The organism is Micromonospora sp. NPDC023814 (assembly GCF_040639595.1).
Taxonomy (GTDB): domain Bacteria; phylum Actinomycetota; class Actinomycetes; order Mycobacteriales; family Micromonosporaceae; genus Micromonospora.
Map to the genome: position 1 here is coordinate 1 of NZ_JBFAAF010000032.1, position 21,706 is coordinate 21,706.

Genomic DNA, 21,706 nt, shown 5'->3' on the forward strand with positions numbered 1-21,706 from the left:
CCCAGCGACTACCCCCTTCACGCCAGCCAACGAGCCGTCAAACACACGGGCTGACCAGACCACCGATCAACCCCCGTTTAACACCAGTCACCTAGCGTCGGTCGCGTCGGACGAGGGAGGTCGGATGCTGATCGGTGAGCTGGCGGAACGCGCCGGCACGAGCACCCGGGCCCTGCGCTACTACGAGACGCACGGACTGGTCCGGGCGGCCCGCTCGGCCAACGGCTACCGGGTCTACGACGAGGCGGAGCTGCACGTCGTACGCGAGATCCGGGCCCTGCTCGCGGTGGGCTTCGGGCTCGACGACATCCGCCCGTTCGTCGCCTGCCTCCGGGCCGGCAACGCCTCCGGCCACGTCTGCCCGGACTCCGTCGCGGTGCTGCGGCGGAAGCTGGCCGAGGTGGACGCCGGCATCGACCGACTGCACGCGGTCCGGCAGGAGCTGCGGGACCAGCTCGCCCACGCCATCGCCCACCGGGAGGAAACATGCTCGAGACTGCGCCGGACGGCTCGCTGACCGCCGTCACCGACGACACCTTCGCCGCCGTGGTGCTCGCCGCCGACCGGCCGGTGGTGGTCGACTTCTGGGCCGACTGGTGCCCGCCGTGCCGGGCGATCTCCCGCAGCCTCGCCGAGCTGGCCGGGGAGTTCGCCGGGCGGATGGCCTTCGCCACGATCGACACCGACGCGAACCCGGACACCACGCGCACGTACGGGGTGCTGTCCCTGCCCACCCTCCTGGTCTTCCGCCGGGGCGAGGTGGTCGGCTCGATCGTCGGGGCCCGTCCGAAGCACCACCTGCGGCAGTCCCTGGCCCGGCACCTGGGCGACTGAGCCCGCGCGCCTCGGCCGGCCGCCGCCCTGCCTCGGGCGTTCCTGCCGGTGCTGGTGGGGCGGGGTTGGCCCGCGTGGTGGAAGCGGGACGGCCGAGGCGGCACGGTGGGCGTCGGGGCGGGTACCGTGTGCGTCGGCTTTCCCCCCGGCACTCCGATGCCGGCCACACCTTCGCAGCAGGGAGTCGACGCCGTGAGCGAGCGTACGCAGAACCGAGCCCAGAAGTCGGAGCGGCGGCTGGCCGCCCAGTTGGCGGCGCAGAAGGCGGCCGAGGCGAAGCGTCGCCGGCAGGCGTGGGCCGGCGGGCTCGCCGGCGTCGCCGTGGTCGCGGTGCTGATCACCGTCTTCGTGACGATCGGGCAGAACGACGACGACTCGAAGGAGCAGGCAGCGGGCACCCCGTCGGCGTCCGCCACCGCCCCGGCGGCCGACGCGCCCCCCGCCCCGCAGCTCCCGGCGGGTGCGGACCCGGCCCTGGGCACCAAGCCGACGGTCGCCGCCGGCAAGGGCGAGCTGAAGAAGCTCACCGTGACCCCGCTGATCAAGGGCACCGGCCCGGCGGTGCAGAAGGGCCAGACGATCACCACGAACTACGTGGGCGTGTTCTACAAGGATGGCAAGGAGTTCGACTCGTCGTGGAACGGCGGCCAGCCGGCCTCCTTCGCGATCGGCGTCGGCCAGGTCATCCCCGGCTGGGACCAGGGCCTGGTCGGGGTGACCGTCGGCAGCCGCGTGCAGCTCGACATCCCGGCCGAGCTGGCGTACGGCAACGACGCCTCCAGCGGGCGGCCGACCGGTCCGCTGCGCTTCGTCGTGGACGTGCTCGCGGCCCAGTGACCCGGGGTGGCCGGCCCGGTTCGCCCGGGTTGTCGCCCCGGTGTGATGCAGTAGCCCACAGAGGGCTTCCGGCCCTTCACCGACCAGCAGTAGGTTCAGCGTCACCCCGGGCGGCCCGCCGTCCGGGGTGACAACCGGACCGGACGCGGAGGTGCACGTGACGGCGCTGGACGACGCGGGGCGGACCGCCCGGATGATGTGGACGCACTTCGAGCCGGTCCACGCGGTCACCTACTTCCATCCCCGTGCCCGAGCCGCCTTCGAGGCGGTCGGGCTGCGCGGCTTCTGGCGCGGCTACTTCGCCGGCCGGGCGGCGCCGCTCGGGCCCGTTGACGCCGCGCCGGTGGTCGGGTCGTTCTTCAGCTTCGCCCCGCACACGGTGGCGCGGGCGCTGCCGGCCGTCTGGCGGCTCGCCACCCCGCCGGAGGCGCTGCGTGCCCGGCTCACCGGCGCGGTGCAGGCGCTGGCCGAGCTGACCTACGAGCTGCCCGAGTCGCACCTGGTCGAGGCGGCCGAGCTGCTGGAGGCGGCCGCCGCCGAGGTGGAGCCCGCCGGCCGGGTGCTCGGCGCGGCCAACGCCGCCCTGCCGCGCGGCGAATACCCGCTGGCCCGGCTGTGGCAGGCCGCCACGACGCTGCGGGAGCACCGCGGTGACGGGCACGTCGCGGCGCTGGTCGCGGCCGACCTCGACCCGGTGGAGACGCTGGCCTGGCGGGTCGCGGTCGGCATGTCCCCGCTGAACCTGACCGGGCGGGGGTGGGCCGAGGAGCAGTGGGCCGCCGCCCGTGTCCGGCTGGCCGAGCGGGGCTGGCTCACCGCCGAGGGCGAGGCGACCGCGCAGGGCCGGGCCCGGTTCCAGGCGATCGAGGACGCCACCGACGCCGCCGCCGCGCGGCCGTGGCGGGCGCTGGGCCGGGAGCGCACCGACCGGCTCCGGGAACTGCTCGAACCGATCGCCCGCGCCGGCCACTCCGTCATCCCGGACGGAAACCCGATCGGCCTGCCCGCCCCGCAGAGCTGACCGCCGCCCGCCCGGGACGGCGGGGGTCATGGCCCGCCCGGGTCCGGCGCGGGTCGCCGCCCGGCGAGTCGGCCCGGTCGGCACCCATCGGGGATGGCGCGGGTCGCCGCCCGGCGAGTCGGCCCGGTCGGCACCCGTCGGGGACGGCGCGGGTCGGTGCCCGATGGGGCAGGATGGGGCCGTGGCGGATGCGGTGATCTTCGACCTGGACGGCGTGATCGTGGATTCGGAGCCGGTCTGGGAGGAGGTGCGGCGGGCGTACGTGGCGGCGCACGGCGGGACCTGGCAGGCCGACACGCAGCGCCGGCTGATGGGCATGAGCACCGGCGAGTGGTCCCGGTACCTCAGCGGGGAGCTGGGCGTCGACCGGAGCGCCGAGCAGGTCGCCACCGAGGTGGTCGAGGAGATGATCCGGCGGTACGCGGCGCGCGTACCGCTGATCGACGGGGCCGACGAGGTGGTGCGCCGGCTGGCCGGGCGGTGGCCGCTGGGGCTCGCCAGTTCCTCGCCGACCCGGCTGATCGCGGCGGCGCTGGCCGCGACGGGCCTGACCGACGTGTTCGGCGCGACGCTGTCGACCGAGGAGACCGAGCGGGGCAAGCCGGCGCCGGACGTCTACCTGGCGGTCGCCGGGCGGCTGGGCGTCGACCCGGCCCGCTGCGTCGCCGTGGAGGACTCGTCCAACGGCGTCCGGTCGGCGGCCGCCGCCGGGATGACGGTGGTGGCGGTGCCGCACGGGTCGTACCCGCTGGACCCGGACGCCGAGCGGCTCGCGGCGGTGGTGGTGGGCGCGGTGGACGAGCTGACCCCCGCCACGGTGGACCGGCTCGGGTAGCGGCTCAGGCCGGACGGGCGACCACGTCCAGCAGCGGGGTCGGCCGGTCGACCCGGGCGATCTCCGCGACGGTCCAGCCCGCGGCGCCCACCCGGTCGGTGAGCCGGTCGACGAGCGGGGCCAGCCGGGCGGGGTGCGGCGGCTCGTAGACCAGGTGCAGCACGCCGTCGGGGGCCAGCAGGCCGGCGAGGCGGCGGAACTCGGCCGTGGGCGGCCGGGTCCAGAACAGGTTGACGTTGACCGCGAGGATCCGGTCGTAACGCTCACCGGGGGAGTCCAGGGTGGACAGGTCGGCGTGCCGGAAGACGGCCCGGCCGGCGGCGACCTGCGCGGCGTTGCGCTGGGCGGCGGCCCGCAGCGCGGTGACGGACCGGTCGACCGCGACGACCCGGGCGACCGCCGGCACCGCGCAGATGAGCGCGCCGGCCACACCGTTGCCGCAGCCGATCTCCAGCACCCGGTGGCCGGCGCGCAGGTCGAGCCGGTCCACGGCCCAGCGCAGCCGCTCCGGCACCGGCCTGGTCGCCACCCGGTCAGCGTAGCCACGCCGGGCCCGTCAGACCCGCCCGACTCGGGCCCGACCTCGGCACGTGTCGCGGAGTTGTCCCGCAACTTCCCGGTGCCGGCCGGTTCGGCGTCGGCCCCCACCCCGTCCCGCATGACCACTCCCTCCCGCCGGTCACCCGGTTGCACGGTTTCCGGCCCCGCCGGGATCGGCATGAGCGCGGGTCCGCCGGGTACGGCAGCCGACGGCGCCCCGCGCCGGGGCCGCCGGGTGAGGAGACGGGGATGAAGGCGATCGTGTACGAGCGCACCGGCGACGTCTCGGTGCTGCAACTGGTCGACCGGCCGGTGCCGGAGCCGGGTCCCGGCGAGGTCCTGGTGCGGGTGGCGGTCTCCGGGGTGAACCCGACGGACTGGAAGTCGCGCCGGCAGGGGCCGCTGCCGGACGGCTGGCAGACGCCGGGGCAGGACGGCGCGGGGGTGATCGAGTCGGTGGGCGAGGGTGTCGACCGGGAGTTGATCGGCGAGCGGGTCTGGCTGTGGGAGGCCGCCTGGCAGCGCCCGTGGGGCACCGCAGCCGAGTACACGGTGGTGCCGGTCCGGCAGGCGGTGCCCCTCGGCGACGCCTCCTTCGACGTGGGGGCCTGCCTGGGCATCCCCTTCCTCACCGCGCACCGGTGCCTGACGGCCGGGGAGTACACGCCGGACCGGCTGCACGCCGGGTCGCTCAGCGACCACACGGTGCTCGTGCAGGGTGGGGCGGGGGCGGTGGGCAACGCGGCCATCCAGCTCGCGCGGTGGGCGGACGCCTGCGTGGTCGCCACGGTCAGCAGCCCCGAGAAGGCGCAGCTCGCGGCGGCGGCCGGCGCGTCCTTCGTGGTCAACTACCGGGAGCAGGACGTGGTCGAGGAGGTCCGCAAGATCGCCCCCGACGGGGTGCACACGATCGTCGAGGTCTCCGCGGCGCGCAACGCCGCGACCGACGTGCAACTGCTCGGGCGCGGCGGCGCGGTGTGCGTCTACGCCGACGACGGCGGGGACGAGGTGACCCTGCCGATCCGGCCGTCGATGGTGCCGAACGCGCGCTGGCAGTTCGTGCTCGTCTACACGGAGCCGAAGGCGGCCAAGGCCCAGGCGGTGGTGGACGTGGCCGCCGCGGCGGCGCAGGGCGGCATCCGGGTGGGCGAGGACGCGGGCCTGCCGCTGCACCACCACCCGCTCTCGGCGGCGGCGGCCGCGCACCGGGCGGTGGAGAACTCGGTGGTCGGGAAGGTGCTCATCAGCACCAGCGCCGCGGGGTGACGGCCCGCCGGCCAGGATGGGATCAGCCGCCCGAAAACCCTCTGAGCTGGGCGAATTTCCCCATCGCCGGGACAGAGGCGAACAACTTTCGCAACAATGGTGGTGCGGGTCGCCCCGCAAGGAACGGGCGGCCCCGGCGCGGTGCGAACGCCGGGGCCGCCCCTGGGGAGGGATGTCTCAGGAGTACGTCCCTTACCCCAACAGGCGACGGTGCGCCTGAAAACGTTACGGGGCCGTCAGCTCCCGCACACTCAGCTCGCCCCCGGCGTACCTCGAGCGCACCACCTTCTTGTCGAACTTGCCGACGCTGGTCTTCGGCACCGCGTCGATGACCGCCCAGCGCTCCGGCAACTGCCAGCGGGCCACCGACCCGGCCAGGAACTCCCGCAGCTCCTCCGGGTCGGCCGACGCCCCCTCGCGGAGGACGACGGTGGCCAGGGGCCGCTCCCCCCAGCGCTCGTCGGGCACCCCGACCACGCAGGCCTCCAGCACGGCCGGGTGGGCCATCAGCGCGTTCTCCAGCTCGACCGAGGAGATCCACTCGCCGCCGGACTTGATCACGTCCTTGGACCGGTCGGTGAGGGTGATGTAGCCGTCCGGCGAGAGGGTGCCGACGTCGCCGGTGCGCAGCCAGCCGTCGCGGAACTTCTCCTCGTCCGGGGTGTCGTCGCCGAGGTAGCGAGCGGTCACCCAGGGCCCCCGGACCTCCAGCTCGCCCACGGACGACCCGTCGGCGGGCATCGGCTCGCCCAGCGGGCCGACGATCCGAGCCTCGACCCCGGCCGGCACCCGGCCCTGGGTGTAGCGGTAGCGCCAGGCGTCGTCGCCGGTCGCCCCGGCCGGCGGGCGGGCCACCGAGCCGAGCGGCGACATCTCGGTCATCCCCCAGGCGTGCACGATGTCGATGCCGTGCCGCTCGCCGAACGCGTGCATCAGCGCCGGCGGGCAGGCCGACCCGCCGACGATCACCTCCTTCAGCGAGGAGGTGTCCACCTCGTGGCCGTCCAGGTGGGCCAGCAGGTCGTTCCAGATGGTCGGCACCGCCCCGGCCAGGGTGGGCCGCTCGGCGACGATCATGTCGGCGATCGGCGCGGCCTGGAGGAACCGGTCCGGCATGATCACCGCCGCGCCGGAGATGAACGCCGCGTACGGCAGACCCCAGGCCATCGCGTGGAACATCGGCACGATGACCAGCTCGCGGGTGGTCGGGCCGAGGCCGAACGACTCCGGCATGCAGACCTGCAGCGAGTGCAGGTATATCGACCGGTGCGAGTAGGCGACGCCCTTGGGGTTCCCGGTGGTCCCGGAGGTGTAGCAGAGGGCGGCGGCGGCGCGCTCGTCCACCTCCGGCCAGTCGTAGACGTCGGGCCGATCGGCCAGCAGCGCGTCCCAGTGATGTACGGCGATCCGGTCGCCGGCCGCGGCCACCAGCGGGGCCGCGTCCCCGCGGCCGACCACGACCACGTGCCGCACCGTGGTCATCTCGCCGATCACCCGGGCCAGCAGCGGGATGAGCGTCGAGTCGACCAGCACCACCCGGTCCTCGGCGTGGTTGGCGATGTAGGCGACCTGCTCCGGGAAGAGCCGGATGTTGAGGGTGTGCAGCACCGCGCCCATGCTCGGCACCGCGAAGTAGGCCACGAGGTGCTCGTTGTTGTTCCACATGAAGGTGGCGACCCGCTCGTCGCCGGTGACCCCGCACTCGTCCCGCAGCGCGTGGGCCAGCCGGGCGGCCGTCCGCCCGACCTCGGCGTACGACATGCGGCGCGGTTCGCCGCCGGTCCACGTGACGACCTCGGCCGTGCCGTGCACGGTCGAACCGTGGGTGAGGATCCGCGCGACCTGGAGGGGGGCGTCCATCATCGTGCTACGCATGGGTAACAAATTAGTGTCGCCGGTCACACCTTGGGAACCCTGGAAAACCCGTCCGCCCCCGGCCGGCCCCGTAAATTGTCCGGGTGAGCATCTCCTGGGCCGATTCGTACGTGGGCCAGTTGCGCGCCCTGGCCGGTGACCGGACGCTGATGTTCGTCGGGGCCCGCGCCGTGGTCCGCGACAACGCCGGGCGCGTCCTGCTGATCCAGCGCTCCGACAACCACCAGTGGGCCCTGCCGGCCGGGGCGATGGAACTGGGCGAGTCGATCGCCGACTGCGCCGTCCGCGAGGTGCGCGAGGAGACCGGCCTGCGCGCCCTGCGGGTCAGCGCCTTCGCCCTCTACACCGGCCCGGACCGCACCCACACCAACATGTACGGCCACACGTACCAGATCTTCACGACCGCGTTCCGCGTCGAGGAGTGGGACGGCAACCTGGCCCGGGTCACCGACGAGACCGTCGACGCCGGCTTCTTCCACCGGGCGCAGTTCCCGGCCCCGCTCTCCACGAGCGTCCCCGAGACCCTCGCCGACCTCGACGTCTTCGAGCAGACCAACCGGCTGATCCTCAAGTGAGGTGTAAGGAAGGGCCCCTTCCTATCGTTTTTGGATAGGAAGGGGCCCTTCCTTACACCTCAGGCCTGGGCCGGGCGCTGGTTCGCGCACCCGGGTCAAAGCATGGTCTGGCTCTTCGCCTCCATCTCGGCGGCGGCCTCCTCCTTCGACTCCCGGGACAGCGGCTTGCCGCCCGGCGCCGGGGCCTCGCCGCCGAGGCCGTCCGCGCCGCCTGTGGCGCCGCCGGGGCCCGCCCCGCGCAGCTTCTCGTTCGGCAGCGCGAGGGTGACCAGCACCGCCACGATCGCGATCAGCCCGGTGGTCAGGAAGACCAGGTGCAGCGACTCGACGAACGACACCTGGACGGCCGCGCGGACGGGGGCGGGCAGGGCCAGGATGGTGGCCGGGTCGTTGACCGAGACGTCCGCTCCGCCGCTCGCCGCCACTGCGGCCTGCTGCTGCGGCGGCAACTGGGCGATCGCCCCCGGCAGCCGGCCGGCCAGCTCGGACGTGAGCCGCGACGACAGCACCGCGCCGAGGATGGCGACGCCGAACGACCCGCCCAGCGACCGGAAGAACGTCGCCGACGAGGTGCCGGCGCCTAGGTCCCGCATCGAGACGGCGTTCTGCACGGCCAGGATCAGCGACTGCATGCAGAGGCCCAGCCCGACACCGATCACCACCATGAAGCCGAAGGCCGCCCAGAGCGAGGTACCCACCTCCAGCCGGGTGAACAGCAGCATGCCGACCACCAGCACCGCCGCACCGGCCACGGGGAACCACTTGTACCGCCCGATCCGACTCATCGCCCGGCCGGTCAGCACCGAGGTGACGATGATGCCGGCCATCATCGGCAGCATCAGCAGGCCGCTGCGGGTCGGCGAGGCGCCCTTGACGATCTGGAGGTAGAGCGGGATGAAGATGATCGACCCGAACATCACCAGGCCGAGCACGAAGCCGGCGCTGTTGGCCAGGGCGAAGGTGGCGCTGCGGAACAGCCGCAGCGGCAGGATCGGCTCGGCCACCCGGGCCTCCTGGAGCACGAAGAGCACGCCGAGCACCACGCCCGCGACGAAGAGCCCGATGATCACGCCGGAGCCCCAGGCGTACTCGTTGCCGCCCCAGCTCAGCGCGAGCAGCAGGCAGCTCACCCCGGCGACCAGCAGCGCCGCGCCGAGCCAGTCGATCGCGTGGTCGCGCCGGGTGAACGGGATCAGCCGCATCACCCGGGAGCAGACCACGATCGCCAGGATCGCCAGCGGCACGTTGACGTAGAAGATCCACCGCCAGTCGGTCTCGGCGAAGTAGCCGCCGACCAGCGGCCCGGCGACCGAGGAGAGACCGAAGACCGCCCCGAACAGCCCCTGGTAGCGACCGCGTTCCCGGGGCGAGACCACGTCCGAGATGATGGTGAACGCCAGCGTCATCAGGCCGCCGGCGCCGAGACCCTGGATCCCGCGGGTGACGATGAGCTGGGTCATGTCCTGCGACAGGCCGGCCAGCAGCGAGCCGAGCAGGAACGTGCCGATGGAGAAGAGGAACACCGGGCGGCGCCCGTACAGGTCGGCCATCTTCCCGTAGAGCGGCGTCGAGGCCGTGGAGGCGAGCAGGTACGCGGTGACCACCCACGAGTAGTGGTTGATCCCGCCCAGTTCGCCGACGATCGTCGGCAGGGCGGTGCCGACGATCGTCTGGTCGAGCGCGGCCAGCAGCATGCCGGTCATCAGGCCGAACATGAGCAGCCGGATCTGCCGCCTGTTGAGCACCAGGGTTTCCGTGGTCATCCCAGGTCCTTTCCCCGCCCACCCGAAACATGCGTGCCGGCCGGTGGCCGGCCGGGTCGACCGTGAGGTGGGCCGTCGGCCCGCCGACCCGCACGGTCGACGAGGGGTCACCGGGACGGGTGCGGCCCCTCGGCGAACTTCTCGACGATCTTCGCGCAGAAGGCCGGCAGGTCGCCGGGCTTTCGGCTGCTGACCAGCCCGCCGTCCGTGACGACCTGCTCGTCGACCCAGGTCGCGCCCGCGTTGGTCAGGTCGGTGCGCAGGCTCGGCCAGGAGGTCATCCGGCGGCCCCGCACCACGTCCGCCTCGATCAGCGTCCACGGGCCGTGGCAGATCACCCCGACCGGCTTGCCGGCGTCGAAGAACCCCCTGACGAAGCGCACCGCGTCCGGGTCGGTCCGCAGGAAGTCCGGGTTCGCCACCCCGCCGGGCAGCACCAGCGCGTCGTAACCGCCCGCGTCCGCGTCGGCCACGGTCACGTCCACGTCGTACGCGGTGGACTGGTCCAGGTGGTCGAAGGACCGGATCGAGCCGGGCCTGAGCGAGACCAGCACCGCCGTGGCGCCGGCCCGCTCCACCGCCTCGCGGGGCTGGACGTACTCGACCTCCTCCACGCCGTCGGCGGCCAGGAACGCGATCCGCTTGCCCTGAAGTGTCGTCGCTGCCATGTCGGTGTCCTCTCCTCTCCGGGTACCGTCCGTCCCTTCCCGGGGCCCGGTGCCCGAAACCCGCGCCGAGGGAGCGCCCAGGTTTGACGGGGGTGCCGAGGGGGACCCCGGGAGGCATGGCAGCAGCAGCGGAACAGCGCCGGCTCGCCACCGTGGTGGAGGGCTGGCTGGGGCGTCCCGTCCTGGTCATCGGCGACGCCATGCTCGACGACTGGCGGTTCGCCGAGTCCGAACGGCTCTGCCGGGAGGCGCCCGCCCCCGTCCTCACCCTGCGCCGGCGGATCTCGGCGGCCGGCGGGGCGGCGAACACCGCGGTGAACGTCGCCGCGCTCGGGGGCCGGGCGGTGCTGGTCGCGCCGGTCGGCGCGGACGTCGCCGGGGACGAGTTGCACGACTGTCTGGACCGGGCCGGCGTCTGGGACCGTACGGTCAACCAGCCCGGCCGCCCGACGCCGGTGAAGCGGCGCATGCTGGCCGGCAACCAGATCCTGCTGCGCGAGGACTCCGGCGACCCGGACGACGCGCTCGACGACGACGGGGTGGCCCGGCTGCTCACGGCACTGGACTGCGCCACCGAGGAGCTGCGCGCCGCCGCCGGTGGCGAGGCGCCCACCCTGGTGGTCTGCGACTACGGCCTGGGCGCGCTGCCCGCTCCGGTGCGCGCCTGGCTGGTCGCCCAGCGGGAGCGGTACGCGACGGTCGCCCTGGACGCCCACGACCTGGCCGACTGGCGGGGCCTCGCCCCGACCGTGGTGACCCCGAGCTTCGCCGAGGCGACCCGGCTGCTCGCCCGGGCCGCCGGCACCCGGCCGGCCCACGCGACCGAGCTGCACCTGGACCACCCCGACGGCGATCCGGCCGACGGTCCCTCCGAACTCACGGTGGGCGCCGCGCCGGGCGGCCTCGGGCCGCTCCACGGCACCCGCCACCCCGACGCGACGGGCCTGACCGGGAACGCCGGTGGCCTGCCCGGGACCCACCTGACCGGGAACGCCGGCGGCGTGGCCGGGACCGGCCCGGCCGGCGGCGGAACGGGACCGACCGGGCACGGGGCGGGCCCCGTCCGCGGCGGTGTCGGGCCGACCGGCGAGCCGACGCCCGGCGAGGGCCGGGTGGCGATGACCGGGGACGGGCTCACCGTGACCGGCACCGGCGTCACCGTCAACGCCACGGCCGGGGAGGGCGTCGACCGGGCGGTGCTGGCCGAGTCCCGCCTCGCCGAGCTGCGCGCACACACCGGCGCCGACGTGGTGGCGGTGACCCTCGACACGGAGGGGGCGGTGGTCGGCGGGGCCGACGGCGAGCCCCGGCGCAGCCACAGCACCCCGGTGCCCGCCAGCCACGCGGTCGGGGCGGGGGACGCGTACCTGGCGGCGATGACGCTGGCGCTGGCCGCCGACGCGCCGCTGCCGACCGCCGCCCAACTGGCCCAGCTCGCCGCGACCATCACCGTCTCCGACACCGGCACCTGCGTGTGCCGCCGGGAGGACCTGTTCGCGGCCCTGGACGTGCCGGTCGACGGGGCGGGCCACCGGTCGCTGGTCGGGGCCGACGAACTGGCCGCGCTCGTCGCGGAGCACCGCCGGGCGAGCCGCTCGATCGTCTTCACGAACGGCTGCTTCGACGTGCTGCACCGCGGCCACGTGCGCTACCTGGAACAGGCCCGGGCGCTCGGCGACCTGCTGGTGGTGGCGGTCAACTCGGACGGCAGCGTACGCCGGCTCAAGGGCCCGGACCGGCCGGTGAACCCGGTCGAGGACCGGATCGCGCTGTTGGCCGCGCTGGCCTGCGTCGACCATGTGGTGGTCTTCGAGGAGGACTCCCCGGCAGGTCTCATCGAGACCGTCCGCCCCGACGTGTACGTCAAGGGCGGCGACTACCCGCCGGAGATGGTGCCGGAGGGCCCGCTGGTCCGCCGGCTCGGCGGGCAGGTCCGCACCCTCGGGTACGTGCCGGACCGGTCCACCTCGGCGATCATCGACCGGATCCGGTCGCACACCCAGGAACCCCAGGGGGACTCCTCCCTGACGAGCAAACCGTCGTGAGCCGCCCGCTCGACCTCGGCACGGCCGAGCGGTTCCGCGCCGAGCGGCTGCTCGACGTGCTGATCCCGACCCGCAACCGCCCGGCCGAGCTGGCGGTCACGCTCTCCGGGCTGGCCGCCCAGGAGGGCGTTCCCGGCTTCGGGGTGGTGGTCAGCGACCAGTCCGACGGCGACGCCGCGTACCGGCACCCGGCGTCGGCCACCATGGTCCGGGCGCTGCGCCACCGGGGGCACCCGGTGCTGCTGACCCGCAGGCTGCCCCGGCGCGGGCTGGCCGAGCACCGGGCCTATCTGCTGGCCGCCTCCGCCGCCCGGTACGTGCTCTGCCTCGACGACGACGTCTGGCTGGAACCGGGCACCCTGGGCCGGCTGGTCACCGCTATCGAGGAGCTGGGCTGCGGCTTCGTCGGCAACGCCGTGCACGGGCTGTCGTACGCCGACGACGTCCGGCCGGACACGCACCGGCACTACGAGGAGTGGACCGGGCGGCCCACGCCGGAACGGATCCGCCCGGACACCCCCGAGTGGGACCGGGCGTCGATCCACTCGGCGGCGAACCTGCTGCACGTCACGCGGAAGCTCGACCTGCCGCCGGGGGCCTGGCGGGCGTACAAGGTGTCCTGGATCGGCGGCTGCGTGCTCTACGACCGGGCCAAGCTCCTCGATTCCGGCGGGTTCGACTTCTGGCGGCGGGTGCAGGAGAAGCACCAGGGCGAGGACGTCGCCGCCCAGCTCGCCGTGCTGGCGCGCCACGGCGGCGCCGGCGTCCTGCCCAGCGGCGCGTACCACCTGGAGTCGCCGACCACCGTCACCGACCGGGACGTGGAGGCGTGGGAGGTCGTGCTCGCCGAGGAGGACGCGGCCCAGCCGGCCTGAACCCGTGACCGGCGGCCGTGCTCAGGGCGCACCGGGCTCGGGGCACCGTGCTCAGGGCGCGCCGGGCTCGGGGTGCAGCAGCTCGCGGGCCGCCTCCACCACCTCCACCACCGGCACGTCGGTGACGAACGAATCCCGGTGCGGGCACTCGCCGTCGCCGGGGCGGTGCGGGTAGATGCCGGGGGTGCAGTCCACCCCGCAGACCGGGCAGAGCACCGTCCACGAGGCGATCGGCCGGTGCCGGCCGCGCAGCAGGTTCGCCACGTTGATCAGGTTGCCGACCCAGTAGATGCCGACGGTCGCGGTGCCCACGGCGGCGGCGAGGTGCAGCGGCCCGGTGTCGTTGGAGATCACCAGTTCGCAGCCGGCGTAGCAGCCGGCCAGCCCGCCGAGGCTGAGCGTGCCCACCTGCGGGCGGACCGGCACCCCGGCCGCCGCGACCACCCGGTCGACCACCTCCTGCTCTGCGGGGGTGCCGGTGACCAGCACCTCGTACCCGTCGCCGACCAGGTCGCGGGCGACCCCGGCGAAGCGTTCGGCGGGCCAGCGCCGGCGGGTGTCCGTCGCGCCGGGGTGCAGCGCGACCCTGGGCCGCTGCGGTGGGCCGAGCACCTCGGCCGCTTCGGCCCGGTCGGCGTCGGTGACGGCCAGCGCCGGGACGACCGTGGTGGCCGGCGCGCCCACCAGCGCGGCCACCTCCAGGTAGCGGACCACCTCGTGCTGGTAGTAGACGTACCGGATCCAGCGGTCCAGCGGTGGCGCGTCCTCGGCGCGCAGCCCGGCGGTGACCCGGGCGCCGAGCGCGCCGACGAACGGGTTGGAGTTGGCGCCCCCGCCGTGCACCTGCAGCGCCAGGTCGAAGCGCTCCTTGCGCGCCGTGGCGAGGAAGTCGCCCGTCGACGACTCCGGCTCGTCCGGCTCGGGGTGGCGGATCCCGGGCGCGGGCGGCACCACCAGGACCCGGTCCACCGGGCCGGGCCGGTCGCGCCAGAGCTTCGCGTGCCACGGCGCGCCGAGCAGCACGATCTCCGCTTCCGGGTACGCGGCGCGCAGCGCTTCCAGCGCCGGCAGGACGAAGATGAAGTCGCCGAGCGCGTTGGCGCGCAGCACGGCGATCCGCTCGACGTCGGGCACGCGCCCGGCGACCGGGCCGAGCACGTCCGGGGTGACCACGGGCCCCCGCTACGGCCGGTCGGTCTCGCCGACGGCGATGTCCGGGTGGTGCATCTCCCGGTCGGCGGCCGGGTCGACGACCGTCCGCGTGCCCACGGGGGCACCGGGGCGGCCGACGGTGATGGTGCGGGGTGCGGGGCGGACGGCCCGGGGCAGCCGGACCCGGAGCAGCCCGTGGTCCATCACCGCGTCGATGGCGTCCGGGTCCACGCGGGCGGGCAGGTCGACCCGGTACTCGAAGCCCCGCGTCTCGAAGCCGCCGGGGATGCCCTGGTCGGCGTTGACCTCGGCCTCGGAGCGGGCCCGGACGCACAGCTCGCGGTCGTCCAGCTCGACCGCCACCTCCTCCGGCGCCACCCCGGGCAGCCGCACCACGACCTCCCAGCCGTCGGCGGTCTCGGCCAGCTCGACGTCCGGCGGCCCGGCCCGCCCGCCGACCAGCCGGCGCAGCTCGGAGCGCAGGGACTGCAACTCGCCCATCGGGTCCCAGCCCTGCTGCCGCCCACGCCAGCCCCGGCCGGACCCGCCACCCTGCTCGCTGCGCTCGCTCATCGCACCTCTCCGATCCGGTGGGTGGCCGCCGGGGACCGCAGTGAGCTGGGCGCGTCCAGGCCGGCGTCCCGGTCCACACCGACGCCGAGCCGGTCGACCAGTTCCCCACCGAGCCAGGCGCTGATGCCGAGGATGGCCAGCGCGACCACCTCGATGGCGATCAGCGCGCCGCCGGCGGCCCGGGAGTCGGCGTTGAGCCGCACCACCCAGATCGCCGCGAACAGCAGGATCACGGCGAGGTTGGCGGCGGCATGGCTCAGCCCCACCCGCTTGGCGCGGGTCCCCGACGGGATGGCCAGGAGGTCGAACGTCCCGGCCGCCGCGGCCAGCAGGCCGCCGACCAGGCCGACGCTGATGTTCCAGTACGCGACCTCGCCGAGGAAGTCCGGCCCGCCGACGGTGTCCACCACGTCGAACAGGACCGCGGTGACCAGCAGGGCCACCGGGAACATCACCAGCATCGGGTGGACGGGGTGGCCCAGCACCTTGAGCCGACTCTCCATCCGGGCCTCCACTGCTCGGTCTCTCCGGGCGCGTCGGGTGAGGCGGTACCCCCGCCGCCGACGGGCAAACCTCGCGCCGGCCGCCTCCCCCTAGGCTGGCGGGCGGCGGCCACGCCGCCACCGGAATCAACGCACGGGGGAGGGTCACGTGACGGTGGAGATCACGTCGCACGAGGAACTGCGCGAGCTGCTGGGGGCGCCGATGCCGCGGGCGCTGACCAAGGAACGGCCCGTCCTGCACGAACGGGACCGGCAGTGGCTCGCCGCGTCACCGTTCTGCCTGGTGGCGACGGCCGGCGCGGACGGCAGCTGCGACGTCTCGCCGAAGGGCGACCCGGCCGGCTTCGCGCTGGTGCTGGACGACCGGACCGTCGCGATCCCCGAGCGGCCGGGCAACCGGCGCGCCGACGGCTACCGCAACATCCTCGACAACCCGCACGTCGGGCTGATCTTCCTGATCCCCGGGCGCACCGACACGCTGCGGATCAACGGCCGGGCGCGGCTGGTCCGGGACGCCCCGTGGTTCGACGACATGGTGGTGAAGGGTCACCGCCCGGTCCTCGCCGTGGTGGTGGAGATCGAGCAGATCTTCTACCACTGCGCCAAGGCGTTCCTGCGCTCGCAGCTGTGGCAGCCGGAGAGCTGGCAGCCGGACGCGCTGCCGTCCCGGGCCCGGCTGATCAAGGAGGTCGAGAACCCGGCCGAGAGTCTGGCCGACCTGGAGCGTCACTACGGCCCGGGCTACGCCGCCACGATCTATTCCTGACGGCCGGTACGCCGGCGGAGTCGCCGCCCTGCGCGAGGCGTCCCGGTGCGGTACGACCGCCTCGCCTCCGATATTGCTAAAGACATCTTTATAAAGATAGCTTTAGGGTATGTCTCTACCCGAGGTGAAGCTCTCCGACCCCAAGGCCCTGCGCGGCTACGCGCACCCGCTGCGGATGGCCCTGATCGGGCTGCTGCGACAGCAGGGCCCGATGACCGCCACGCAGGCCGCCGAGCGCCTCGGCGAGAGCGTGCCGAGCTGCTCGTTCCACCTGCGACAGCTCGCCAAGTACGGGCTGGCCGAGCGCGCGCCTGGCACCGACGCCCGGGAACGGCCCTGGCGGGCCACCGCCCTCAACACCTCCTGGGACGACGCCTCCGACGACCCCCGGACGCGGGCGGCCGTCGACGAGCTGAACGCCGTCCAGCTCGCCCTCTACACCCGCCGCGCCGAGGAGTTCCTGAGCCGACGGGCCGACGAGCCGACGGAGTGGCGGGCGGTCACCGGGTTCAGCGACCGGCCGGTGCACGTCACCCCCGACGAGATGGCCGAGCTGACCGCGCGGATCGACGCCCTGCTCGCGGAGTACGACGACCGGATCACCGACCCGACGAAACGTCCGACCGGCAGCCGGAAGGTCAGTCTCATGCACCTGGCCGTCCTCACCGATCCGCCGCCGGCCGGCGCCTCCGCCGGTGAGCAGGGCGGTACGCGATGAGCGGCGAGGCGACCACCACCCCGGTCACCGCCCCACCCGGCAGCCCGCCCCGACGCGGTCCGCTGCCCCGGCTGCTGCGCGAGCGGGTGTTCCGCCGGTACTGGTCGGCGCAGACCGTGTCGTACTTCGGCGACGAGATCTCCACCCTCGCCCTGCCGCTGCTGGCCGTGCTGGTGTTCCAGGCCTCGCCCGCCGAGATGGGTTACCTGACCGCCGCCGCGCTCATCCCGAACCTGCTCTTCTCGCTGCTCGCCGGCGCCTGGGTGGACCGGTACCCGCACAAGCGCCGGCTCATGATCCTCGCCGACCTCGGCCGGGCGCTGCTGCTCACCGCCGTGCCGATCGCCTACCTGACGGACGTGCTCACGCTGGCCCAGCTCTACGTGGTGGCCTTCGCGGTCGGCACGCTCGCCGTGATCTTCGAGGTCGCCCGGGGGCCGCTCTTCGTCTCCGTCGTGGACCGCTCCGACTACGTCGAGGCGAACGCCCTGATCAACGGCAGCCGGGCGATGTCGCTGGTGGCCGGGCCGAGCATCGGCGGTGTCCTGGTGCAGGTGCTCACCGCGCCGATCGCCCTGGTCGCCGACGCGCTGTCGTACGTCGTGTCCGCGTACTTCCTGGTGCGGATCCGGCCGACGGAGCCGGCACCCGCCCGCGGCGGCGGCCTGGCCCTCGGCACCGGGCTGGGGTTCATCGCGCGGACGCCGATGATGCGCGCGATCCTGCTCGGCACCACCACGATCAACCTGTTCAACTTCATGTTCATCGCGCTGTTCGTGCTCTACGCCACACAGGACCTCGGCCTCGCGCCCGGCCTGCTGGGCGCCGTGCTGGGCGCGGGTGCGGTGGGCGGCCTGATCGGCGCGGCACTCACCGGCCGGCTGGTCCGCCGCTTCGGCATCGGCCCGACACTGCTGGCCGGGTTCGTCCTCTTCCCCGCCCCCATGCTGCTCATCCCGCTCGCCGGCGGGCCGACGCCGCTGGTGGTCGGGATGCTCTTCGCCGCCGAGTTCCTCGCCGCCGTCGGGGTGATGATGCTCGACATCACGGGCGGCTCCGTGCAGACCGCGCTCACCCCGGAGCCGCTGCTGGCCCGGATCGCCGGGGCCCGACGCACCGTCAACTACGGCGTCCGGCCGATCGGCGCGCTGCTCGGCGGCGCGCTCGGCAGCACCCTCGGCGTACGGCCGGCGCTGTGGATCGCGACGGCGGGGGCCCTCGCCGGGGTGCTCTGGGTGTTCTTCTCGCCGGTCCGCGACCTCCGTGACCTGCCGGATCGGGCCGACTGACCGGACCGGACGTTTGAGATGGCCGGCGAGGGTACTGACAACGGGGACGGCCCGGCGCGTCGAGCGGCGCCACCGCCCCCTGGAGACGGGTCGAAGGAAGGACGGACCTGCCATGCCCACGCGAAGCAACTCGGGGACGACCGCGACCAAGAACCCCCCGGGCAACCAGACGCCGAACACCCCGGACATCAACGAGAGCGAGATCGCCCGGATGAAGGTCGACGACCTGCGCGACCGGCTGCGGCGGCGCGGCGTCACCGACACCGCCGACATGAAGAAGGACGACCTGGTCGAGGCCCTGGTCACGAGCCTCCGCGACGGCCCGGGCTCCGCCGGATCCGGCTCGTCGGGCTCCTCGTCCGGCGGCGTCCGGACCGGCGCGCAGACCTCCACGTCGGTCAGGTACTCACAGGTCATCGGCTCGGTGGACGACGAGCCGGAGCGGCCGGGTCGCAGCCTGGTCACCACCGACCACGAGGTCATCCGGCAGTGGGCCGAGGCCCGCAAGGGCGTGCCGTGCACCGTCGACGGCACCGACCACGACGGGCACGCGGGCGTCCTGCGCTTCGACTTCCCCGCCAACGGCCGCGAGGACCGGCTGCGTGAGATCAGCTGGGAGGAGTGGTTCGAGGCCTTCGACAAGCGCCGGTTGAACTTCATCTACCAGGAGGAACGCGCCGACGGGCGGCAGAGCAACTTCTTCCGGCTGGACAGCCCGGACCGCCAGGACGGCTGAGCCCCTCGTACCGGACGGCAGGCCCGGGTCGGCATCCCGCCGGCCCGGGCCGCCGCGTGCCGACGGCACGTCCTCCCGACGGCACGTCCTCGCCCGGCTCGCCGACGCCGGGCTCGCTGTCCGATGTGGCCAGCAACCCGGCGGCGGCGGTGGACGGCAGTGCTCCGCCAGGTCCGGCGATTGAGCGCCATCACCGGGGGTAGGAGTTCACACGAACGAGGGACGGCTCTCCCCTCCGACGAGAGCAGTTCGACCAACGAGGAGGATCACCCGTGACCACGAAGGTCGAGAAGTCCATCGAAGTGCAGGTTCCGGTCAGCACCGCATACAACCAGTGGACGCAGTTCGAGGAGTTCCCCCAGTTCATGGGGGGCGTCCGCGAGGTGCGCCAGCTCGACGACCGGCGGATGCACTGGGTCGCCGAGATCGCGGGCGTCAAGCGTGAGTGGGACGCGACGGTCCTGGAGCAGGTGCCCGACCAGAAGGTGGCCTGGGCGGCCACTGAGGGTGCGACCAACGCCGGGGCGGTCTACTTCCAGCCCGTCGGCCCCGACCGCACCATGGTCCGGCTGCACCTGGAGTACGAGCCCGAGGGCATGCTCGAGAAGGCCGGCGACAAGCTGAACATCGTCGAGCGGCAGGCCGAGTCCGACCTGCGGAAGTTCAAGTCGTACATCGAGGAGCGCGGCGTGGAGACCGGGGCCTGGCGCGGCACGGTCGACGGCGGCCTCGGGGTCGGCACGCCGGGCGTCGAGCACGCTGCGGCCACGCGCGGTGACAGCGGCAAGGCCGGAGTGTCCGGCAAGGCCGTGGCCGCGGGCGCCGCGGCGGCCGGGGCTGCGGCGGCCGGAGCCGCCGCGGCCGCGAAGCGCCGCTCCGACACCGACGAGGACGGCCGTCCGGCCACCGGGACCGACACGGGGTACGCGGTGACCGAGGTCGAGGTGGTGCCGGAGACCGGGACCGCCGGCTACCCGCACCGCACGCTCTGAGCCTTTCCCGTACGCCCAGGAGCGCCAGCGACCGGCCCGGGTCCCCGTGACCTGGGCCGTCGCTCGTGCCCATCCCGACCCCCGCGGCCCGGCCGCCCGCCGCCCTGTCCGCGCCGGCCCGGCGGGGATGCTGGGACGGCCGCGTGGCGCGCTGCCCCTTTCGCGGGCGGCGTCAGGCCGTCTCCGCGGACACCATCCACAGGTGGCCGTCCGGATCGGCGAAGGCGCCCGAGTAGCCCCACGGCTGCTGGCCCGGCTCGACGACCACCTCCGCGCCGGCGGCCCGGGCCCGCTCGACGAGCTGGTCCGCCTCGGCCGACGTCGCCGCCGACAGGCTGAGGACGCACTCGCTCTGCCCGCGCCGGGCGACCTCGTGACGGCCGATGACCCAGCCGAAGCCGCCAGCCGGCACCAGCATCACCCGGAGGCCGTCGTTGAGCGCGAACTGCAACGGCTCGGGGATACCGTCCTCCGCCGGTTCCCCGACGGCGTCCAGGCCGAGCCCTTCCGAATAGAAGCGGTACGAGGTCGGGCGGTCGGCGATCGGCAGGCTGACGACGACCGGTGCGTACTGCATGAGGCTGCCTCCAGAGGTTGACGGACGACGTGAGTCGTCAGGGTGGACGCCGACGGGCGCGGAAACTCATCGCTCCAGTTGCGCCCGGAGGCCGTACCGGTCGATCTGGATCCAGTACTCCACGATCAGCCCGTCGACCACCCGGTAGACCGCGCTGGTCAACTGGGTCACCGGCGCCCCGGTGGGCGCGAGACCGTCGACCTCCCCGACGTGGTGCCCCCGCTGCGTCCAGCGTGCATAGACCTTATCGCCGGAGCCGAAGAGCTCGTCGACGATGAGGGTGTAGCGGCCGTACGCGTCGAGCATCTCCGTCACGTGCTCCGCGTACTGCTGGGGACTGCGCTCGACCACGGTCGGGGCCTCGGCCTGCACCTGGCGGGCCGTCACAGTCGGGGCCATGAAGCGCCCGGCCTGGGCAGGGTCGACGCCGGACCGGACCACCTCGAGGAACGACCGGACCACGCTCACCGGATCACTGTGCATCACGACAGTATTCCCGCAGGTCACCGGACTGGCGGCGCGGACCGGCCCCCTCGGTCACTCGCTCCAGCCCGCCGCGTTCGTGCAAGACTCCCGCGAGATGCCGGAGCCGGTGTCCGGCCACCCGCCGAACCGCTTGTTGTGCAGGTGGGCGAAGAAGTAGCACATGCTCTCGCACGTGCCGTCCGGCACGGCCACGGCGGGGTCGGCGTTCACCGCCTCGTAGAACTCGCGCCCGAGCGCGACGATGTGACCCCGGGCGTAGAGGAAGCCGTCGTCGGACCCGTCGGTCACCTCGTGGACGTCCGCCCGGTCGATGTCGTGCAGCTTGCGCTCGACCACCTGGTCCAGATCGGTCAGCTCCTGGCTCGACAGATCCGCCGAGAGCTGGCGGAGGTTGTCGAGGAACGGGTTGAGCCACACGTCGATGGCGTAGAGGGCGTCGTCATCGACGTCGGCTTCCGGGTCGCGCGTCAGGAGCGCCCGGCGGAGCGCGGCGGGCTCGGCGCCCAGCCGCTCCCAGGCGGACTCGACGAGAGCCCAGAACCGGGCCTCGTCGTCGGCGCTCGGCAGCTTGGCGACACCACTGGCAGGATCAGTCACGGCGGGAGCGTAGCGACCGCGACCGACAAACCTCGCCCCGCCGAGGCGACACCGCCGACCTGCCTCCCTGGTTGCCCGTGCCGCCCGTTCCCACCGGTGCTTCCGTGACCTGGTCCGCCTGCGGTCGTCTCACCTCGACCGGCCTGCGCGATCGCTTCGGCGGGTACCGAAGCGTCCCGCCCG

The 21,706-nt window shown here is 74.1% G+C and carries 23 protein-coding genes and 1 pseudogene; 14 read left to right on the top strand and 10 right to left on the bottom strand.

The window, feature by feature from the left end; genetic code table 11:
* The first annotated feature begins 124 nt into the window (after positions 1 to 124).
* The 5 genes from AB0G14_RS18720 to AB0G14_RS18740 all read left to right on the top strand — a co-directional run bounded on the left by AB0G14_RS18720 (position 125) and on the right by AB0G14_RS18740 (position 3,527).
* Positions 125 to 517: a MerR family transcriptional regulator gene (locus AB0G14_RS18720; RefSeq protein ID WP_350701749.1), complete on the top strand. Its 393-nt coding sequence runs from the start codon at positions 125 to 127 to the stop codon at positions 515 to 517.
* Complete coding sequence (gene trxA / locus AB0G14_RS18725) at positions 487 to 834, top strand: thioredoxin (protein WP_357698932.1); 348 nt, start codon at positions 487 to 489, stop codon at positions 832 to 834. Before AB0G14_RS18720 ends, trxA begins: the two co-directional genes overlap by 31 nt.
* 156 nt (positions 835 to 990) lie before the next feature.
* The gene (locus tag AB0G14_RS18730) at positions 991 to 1,671 is read left to right on the top strand and encodes an FKBP-type peptidyl-prolyl cis-trans isomerase (RefSeq protein ID WP_357698934.1); all 681 of its coding nucleotides are present in this window, start codon (positions 991 to 993) and stop codon (positions 1,669 to 1,671) included.
* Between the two features lie 196 nt (positions 1,672 to 1,867).
* Entirely contained in the window at positions 1,868 to 2,692 is an 825-nt protein-coding gene (locus tag AB0G14_RS18735) for a hypothetical protein (protein WP_357699047.1), read from the top strand.
* A gap of 163 nt (positions 2,693 to 2,855) precedes the next feature.
* On the top strand, positions 2,856 to 3,527 hold the full coding sequence (locus AB0G14_RS18740) for an HAD family phosphatase (protein WP_357698936.1): 672 nt from the start codon (positions 2,856 to 2,858) through the stop codon (positions 3,525 to 3,527).
* Between the two features lie 4 nt (positions 3,528 to 3,531).
* Here the strand turns inward: AB0G14_RS18740 and AB0G14_RS18745 are convergent, their stop codons facing one another.
* Positions 3,532 to 4,056, bottom strand: a complete 525-nt coding sequence (locus AB0G14_RS18745) for a class I SAM-dependent methyltransferase (protein WP_357698938.1) — start codon at positions 4,054 to 4,056, stop codon at positions 3,532 to 3,534.
* Positions 4,057 to 4,316: 260 nt separating this feature from the next.
* On the opposite strand from AB0G14_RS18745, the gene AB0G14_RS18750 reads away from it, so the two are divergent.
* Entirely contained in the window at positions 4,317 to 5,333 is a 1,017-nt protein-coding gene (locus AB0G14_RS18750) for an NADPH:quinone reductase (protein ID WP_357698940.1), read from the top strand.
* 225 nt (positions 5,334 to 5,558) lie between these two features.
* Here the strand turns inward: AB0G14_RS18750 and AB0G14_RS18755 are convergent, their stop codons facing one another.
* Positions 5,559 to 7,193: a fatty acid--CoA ligase gene (locus tag AB0G14_RS18755; RefSeq protein WP_357699049.1), complete on the bottom strand. Its 1,635-nt coding sequence runs from the start codon at positions 7,191 to 7,193 to the stop codon at positions 5,559 to 5,561.
* Between the two features lie 98 nt (positions 7,194 to 7,291).
* On the opposite strand from AB0G14_RS18755, the gene AB0G14_RS18760 reads away from it, so the two are divergent.
* Positions 7,292 to 7,783 carry an NUDIX domain-containing protein gene (locus AB0G14_RS18760; RefSeq protein ID WP_357698942.1) on the top strand — a complete coding sequence of 164 codons (492 nt, stop codon included), beginning with the start codon at positions 7,292 to 7,294 and terminating at the stop codon, positions 7,781 to 7,783.
* Between the two features lie 95 nt (positions 7,784 to 7,878).
* Here AB0G14_RS18760 and AB0G14_RS18765 read toward each other — a convergent pair whose 3' ends face one another.
* Both AB0G14_RS18765 and AB0G14_RS18770 read right to left on the bottom strand, forming a co-directional pair.
* The gene (locus tag AB0G14_RS18765; RefSeq protein ID WP_357698944.1) at positions 7,879 to 9,546 is read right to left on the bottom strand and encodes an MDR family MFS transporter; all 1,668 of its coding nucleotides are present in this window, start codon (positions 9,544 to 9,546) and stop codon (positions 7,879 to 7,881) included.
* A gap of 107 nt (positions 9,547 to 9,653) precedes the next feature.
* Positions 9,654 to 10,214, bottom strand: a complete 561-nt coding sequence (locus tag AB0G14_RS18770) for a type 1 glutamine amidotransferase domain-containing protein (RefSeq protein ID WP_357698946.1) — start codon at positions 10,212 to 10,214, stop codon at positions 9,654 to 9,656.
* 116 nt (positions 10,215 to 10,330) lie between these two features.
* Between AB0G14_RS18770 and rfaE2 the strand changes: the two genes are divergently transcribed.
* Together rfaE2 and AB0G14_RS18780 are read left to right on the top strand one after the other, a co-directional pair.
* Positions 10,331 to 12,259 (top strand): D-glycero-beta-D-manno-heptose 1-phosphate adenylyltransferase, encoded by a 1,929-nt coding sequence (gene rfaE2, locus AB0G14_RS18775; RefSeq protein ID WP_357698948.1) that lies wholly within the window; start codon positions 10,331 to 10,333, stop codon positions 12,257 to 12,259.
* Complete coding sequence (locus tag AB0G14_RS18780) at positions 12,256 to 13,134, top strand: glycosyltransferase family 2 protein (RefSeq protein WP_357698950.1); 879 nt, start codon at positions 12,256 to 12,258, stop codon at positions 13,132 to 13,134. The genes rfaE2 and AB0G14_RS18780 overlap by 4 nt, the downstream gene beginning before the upstream one ends.
* 51 nt (positions 13,135 to 13,185) lie before the next feature.
* On the opposite strand, the gene AB0G14_RS18785 is transcribed toward AB0G14_RS18780, so the two are convergent.
* Genes AB0G14_RS18785 through AB0G14_RS18795 form a run of 3 tightly spaced genes read right to left on the bottom strand, consistent with a single transcriptional unit; the run spans position 13,186 to position 15,362 of the window.
* Positions 13,186 to 14,307, bottom strand: coding sequence for a glycosyltransferase family 9 protein (locus tag AB0G14_RS18785; protein ID WP_357698952.1), 1,122 nt, complete (start codon positions 14,305 to 14,307; stop codon positions 13,186 to 13,188).
* A gap of 9 nt (positions 14,308 to 14,316) precedes the next feature.
* Positions 14,317 to 14,859 carry an Hsp20/alpha crystallin family protein gene (locus tag AB0G14_RS18790; protein WP_357698953.1) on the bottom strand — a complete coding sequence of 181 codons (543 nt, stop codon included), beginning with the start codon at positions 14,857 to 14,859 and terminating at the stop codon, positions 14,317 to 14,319.
* Complete coding sequence (locus tag AB0G14_RS18795; RefSeq protein ID WP_357698954.1) at positions 14,856 to 15,362, bottom strand: DUF2231 domain-containing protein; 507 nt, start codon at positions 15,360 to 15,362, stop codon at positions 14,856 to 14,858. Before AB0G14_RS18795 ends, AB0G14_RS18790 begins: the two co-directional genes overlap by 4 nt.
* A gap of 148 nt (positions 15,363 to 15,510) precedes the next feature.
* Here AB0G14_RS18795 and AB0G14_RS18800 point away from each other — a divergent pair, with 148 nt between their 5' ends.
* The 5 genes and pseudogenes from AB0G14_RS18800 to AB0G14_RS18820 all read left to right on the top strand — a co-directional run.
* Positions 15,511 to 16,128 (top strand): pyridoxamine 5'-phosphate oxidase family protein, encoded by a 618-nt coding sequence (locus tag AB0G14_RS18800; protein WP_357698955.1) that lies wholly within the window; start codon positions 15,511 to 15,513, stop codon positions 16,126 to 16,128.
* A gap of 109 nt (positions 16,129 to 16,237) precedes the next feature.
* On the top strand, positions 16,238 to 16,846 hold the full coding sequence (locus AB0G14_RS18805; RefSeq protein WP_357698957.1) for a helix-turn-helix domain-containing protein: 609 nt from the start codon (positions 16,238 to 16,240) through the stop codon (positions 16,844 to 16,846).
* Positions 16,843 to 18,135, top strand: coding sequence for an MFS transporter (locus AB0G14_RS18810; RefSeq protein WP_357698959.1), 1,293 nt, complete (start codon positions 16,843 to 16,845; stop codon positions 18,133 to 18,135). The genes AB0G14_RS18805 and AB0G14_RS18810 overlap by 4 nt, the downstream gene beginning before the upstream one ends.
* 112 nt (positions 18,136 to 18,247) lie before the next feature.
* Positions 18,248 to 18,871, top strand: coding sequence for a hypothetical protein (locus tag AB0G14_RS18815; protein ID WP_357698961.1), 624 nt, complete (start codon positions 18,248 to 18,250; stop codon positions 18,869 to 18,871).
* Positions 18,872 to 19,143: 272 nt separating this feature from the next.
* A pseudogene (locus AB0G14_RS18820) lies at positions 19,144 to 19,593 on the top strand (SRPBCC family protein); the annotation flags it as partial.
* Between the two features lie 442 nt (positions 19,594 to 20,035).
* Here the strand turns inward: AB0G14_RS18820 and AB0G14_RS18825 are convergent.
* The 3 genes from AB0G14_RS18825 to AB0G14_RS18835 form a co-directional block, all read right to left on the bottom strand.
* Entirely contained in the window at positions 20,036 to 20,440 is a 405-nt protein-coding gene (locus tag AB0G14_RS18825) for a VOC family protein (protein ID WP_357698963.1), read from the bottom strand.
* 66 nt (positions 20,441 to 20,506) lie between these two features.
* A complete protein-coding gene (locus AB0G14_RS18830; RefSeq protein WP_357698965.1) occupies positions 20,507 to 20,923 on the bottom strand; it encodes an ester cyclase in 417 nt (138 codons plus the stop codon).
* A gap of 54 nt (positions 20,924 to 20,977) precedes the next feature.
* Positions 20,978 to 21,523, bottom strand: coding sequence for a DUF4240 domain-containing protein (locus AB0G14_RS18835; protein ID WP_357698967.1), 546 nt, complete (start codon positions 21,521 to 21,523; stop codon positions 20,978 to 20,980).
* Positions 21,524 to 21,706 lie beyond the last annotated feature (183 nt).

Excerpts from the sequence above, each read along its gene's own strand:
- AB0G14_RS18740 (WP_357698936.1), top strand. The coding sequence starts at position 2,856 with ATGGGGCAGGATGGGGCCGTGGCGGATGCGGTGATCTTCGACCTGGAC.
- AB0G14_RS18810 (WP_357698959.1), top strand. The coding sequence starts at position 16,843 with ATGAGCGGCGAGGCGACCACCACCCCGGTCACCGCCCCACCCGGCAGC.
- trxA (WP_357698932.1), top strand. The coding sequence starts at position 487 with ATGCTCGAGACTGCGCCGGACGGCTCGCTGACCGCCGTCACCGACGAC.
- AB0G14_RS18735 (WP_357699047.1), top strand. The coding sequence starts at position 1,868 with ATGTGGACGCACTTCGAGCCGGTCCACGCGGTCACCTACTTCCATCCC.
- AB0G14_RS18825 (WP_357698963.1), bottom strand. The coding sequence starts at position 20,440 with ATGCAGTACGCACCGGTCGTCGTCAGCCTGCCGATCGCCGACCGCCCG.
- AB0G14_RS18720 (WP_350701749.1), top strand. The coding sequence starts at position 125 with ATGCTGATCGGTGAGCTGGCGGAACGCGCCGGCACGAGCACCCGGGCC.
- AB0G14_RS18730 (WP_357698934.1), top strand. The coding sequence starts at position 991 with ATGCCGGCCACACCTTCGCAGCAGGGAGTCGACGCCGTGAGCGAGCGT.
- AB0G14_RS18830 (WP_357698965.1), bottom strand. The coding sequence starts at position 20,923 with ATGCACAGTGATCCGGTGAGCGTGGTCCGGTCGTTCCTCGAGGTGGTC.
- rfaE2 (WP_357698948.1), top strand. The coding sequence starts at position 10,331 with ATGGCAGCAGCAGCGGAACAGCGCCGGCTCGCCACCGTGGTGGAGGGC.
- AB0G14_RS18790 (WP_357698953.1), bottom strand. The coding sequence starts at position 14,859 with ATGAGCGAGCGCAGCGAGCAGGGTGGCGGGTCCGGCCGGGGCTGGCGT.
- AB0G14_RS18770 (WP_357698946.1), bottom strand. The coding sequence starts at position 10,214 with ATGGCAGCGACGACACTTCAGGGCAAGCGGATCGCGTTCCTGGCCGCC.
- AB0G14_RS18765 (WP_357698944.1), bottom strand. The coding sequence starts at position 9,546 with ATGACCACGGAAACCCTGGTGCTCAACAGGCGGCAGATCCGGCTGCTC.
- AB0G14_RS18750 (WP_357698940.1), top strand. The coding sequence starts at position 4,317 with ATGAAGGCGATCGTGTACGAGCGCACCGGCGACGTCTCGGTGCTGCAA.
- AB0G14_RS18805 (WP_357698957.1), top strand. The coding sequence starts at position 16,238 with ATGTCTCTACCCGAGGTGAAGCTCTCCGACCCCAAGGCCCTGCGCGGC.
- AB0G14_RS18795 (WP_357698954.1), bottom strand. The coding sequence starts at position 15,362 with ATGGAGAGTCGGCTCAAGGTGCTGGGCCACCCCGTCCACCCGATGCTG.
- AB0G14_RS18755 (WP_357699049.1), bottom strand. The coding sequence starts at position 7,193 with ATGGACGCCCCCCTCCAGGTCGCGCGGATCCTCACCCACGGTTCGACC.
- AB0G14_RS18815 (WP_357698961.1), top strand. The coding sequence starts at position 18,248 with ATGCCCACGCGAAGCAACTCGGGGACGACCGCGACCAAGAACCCCCCG.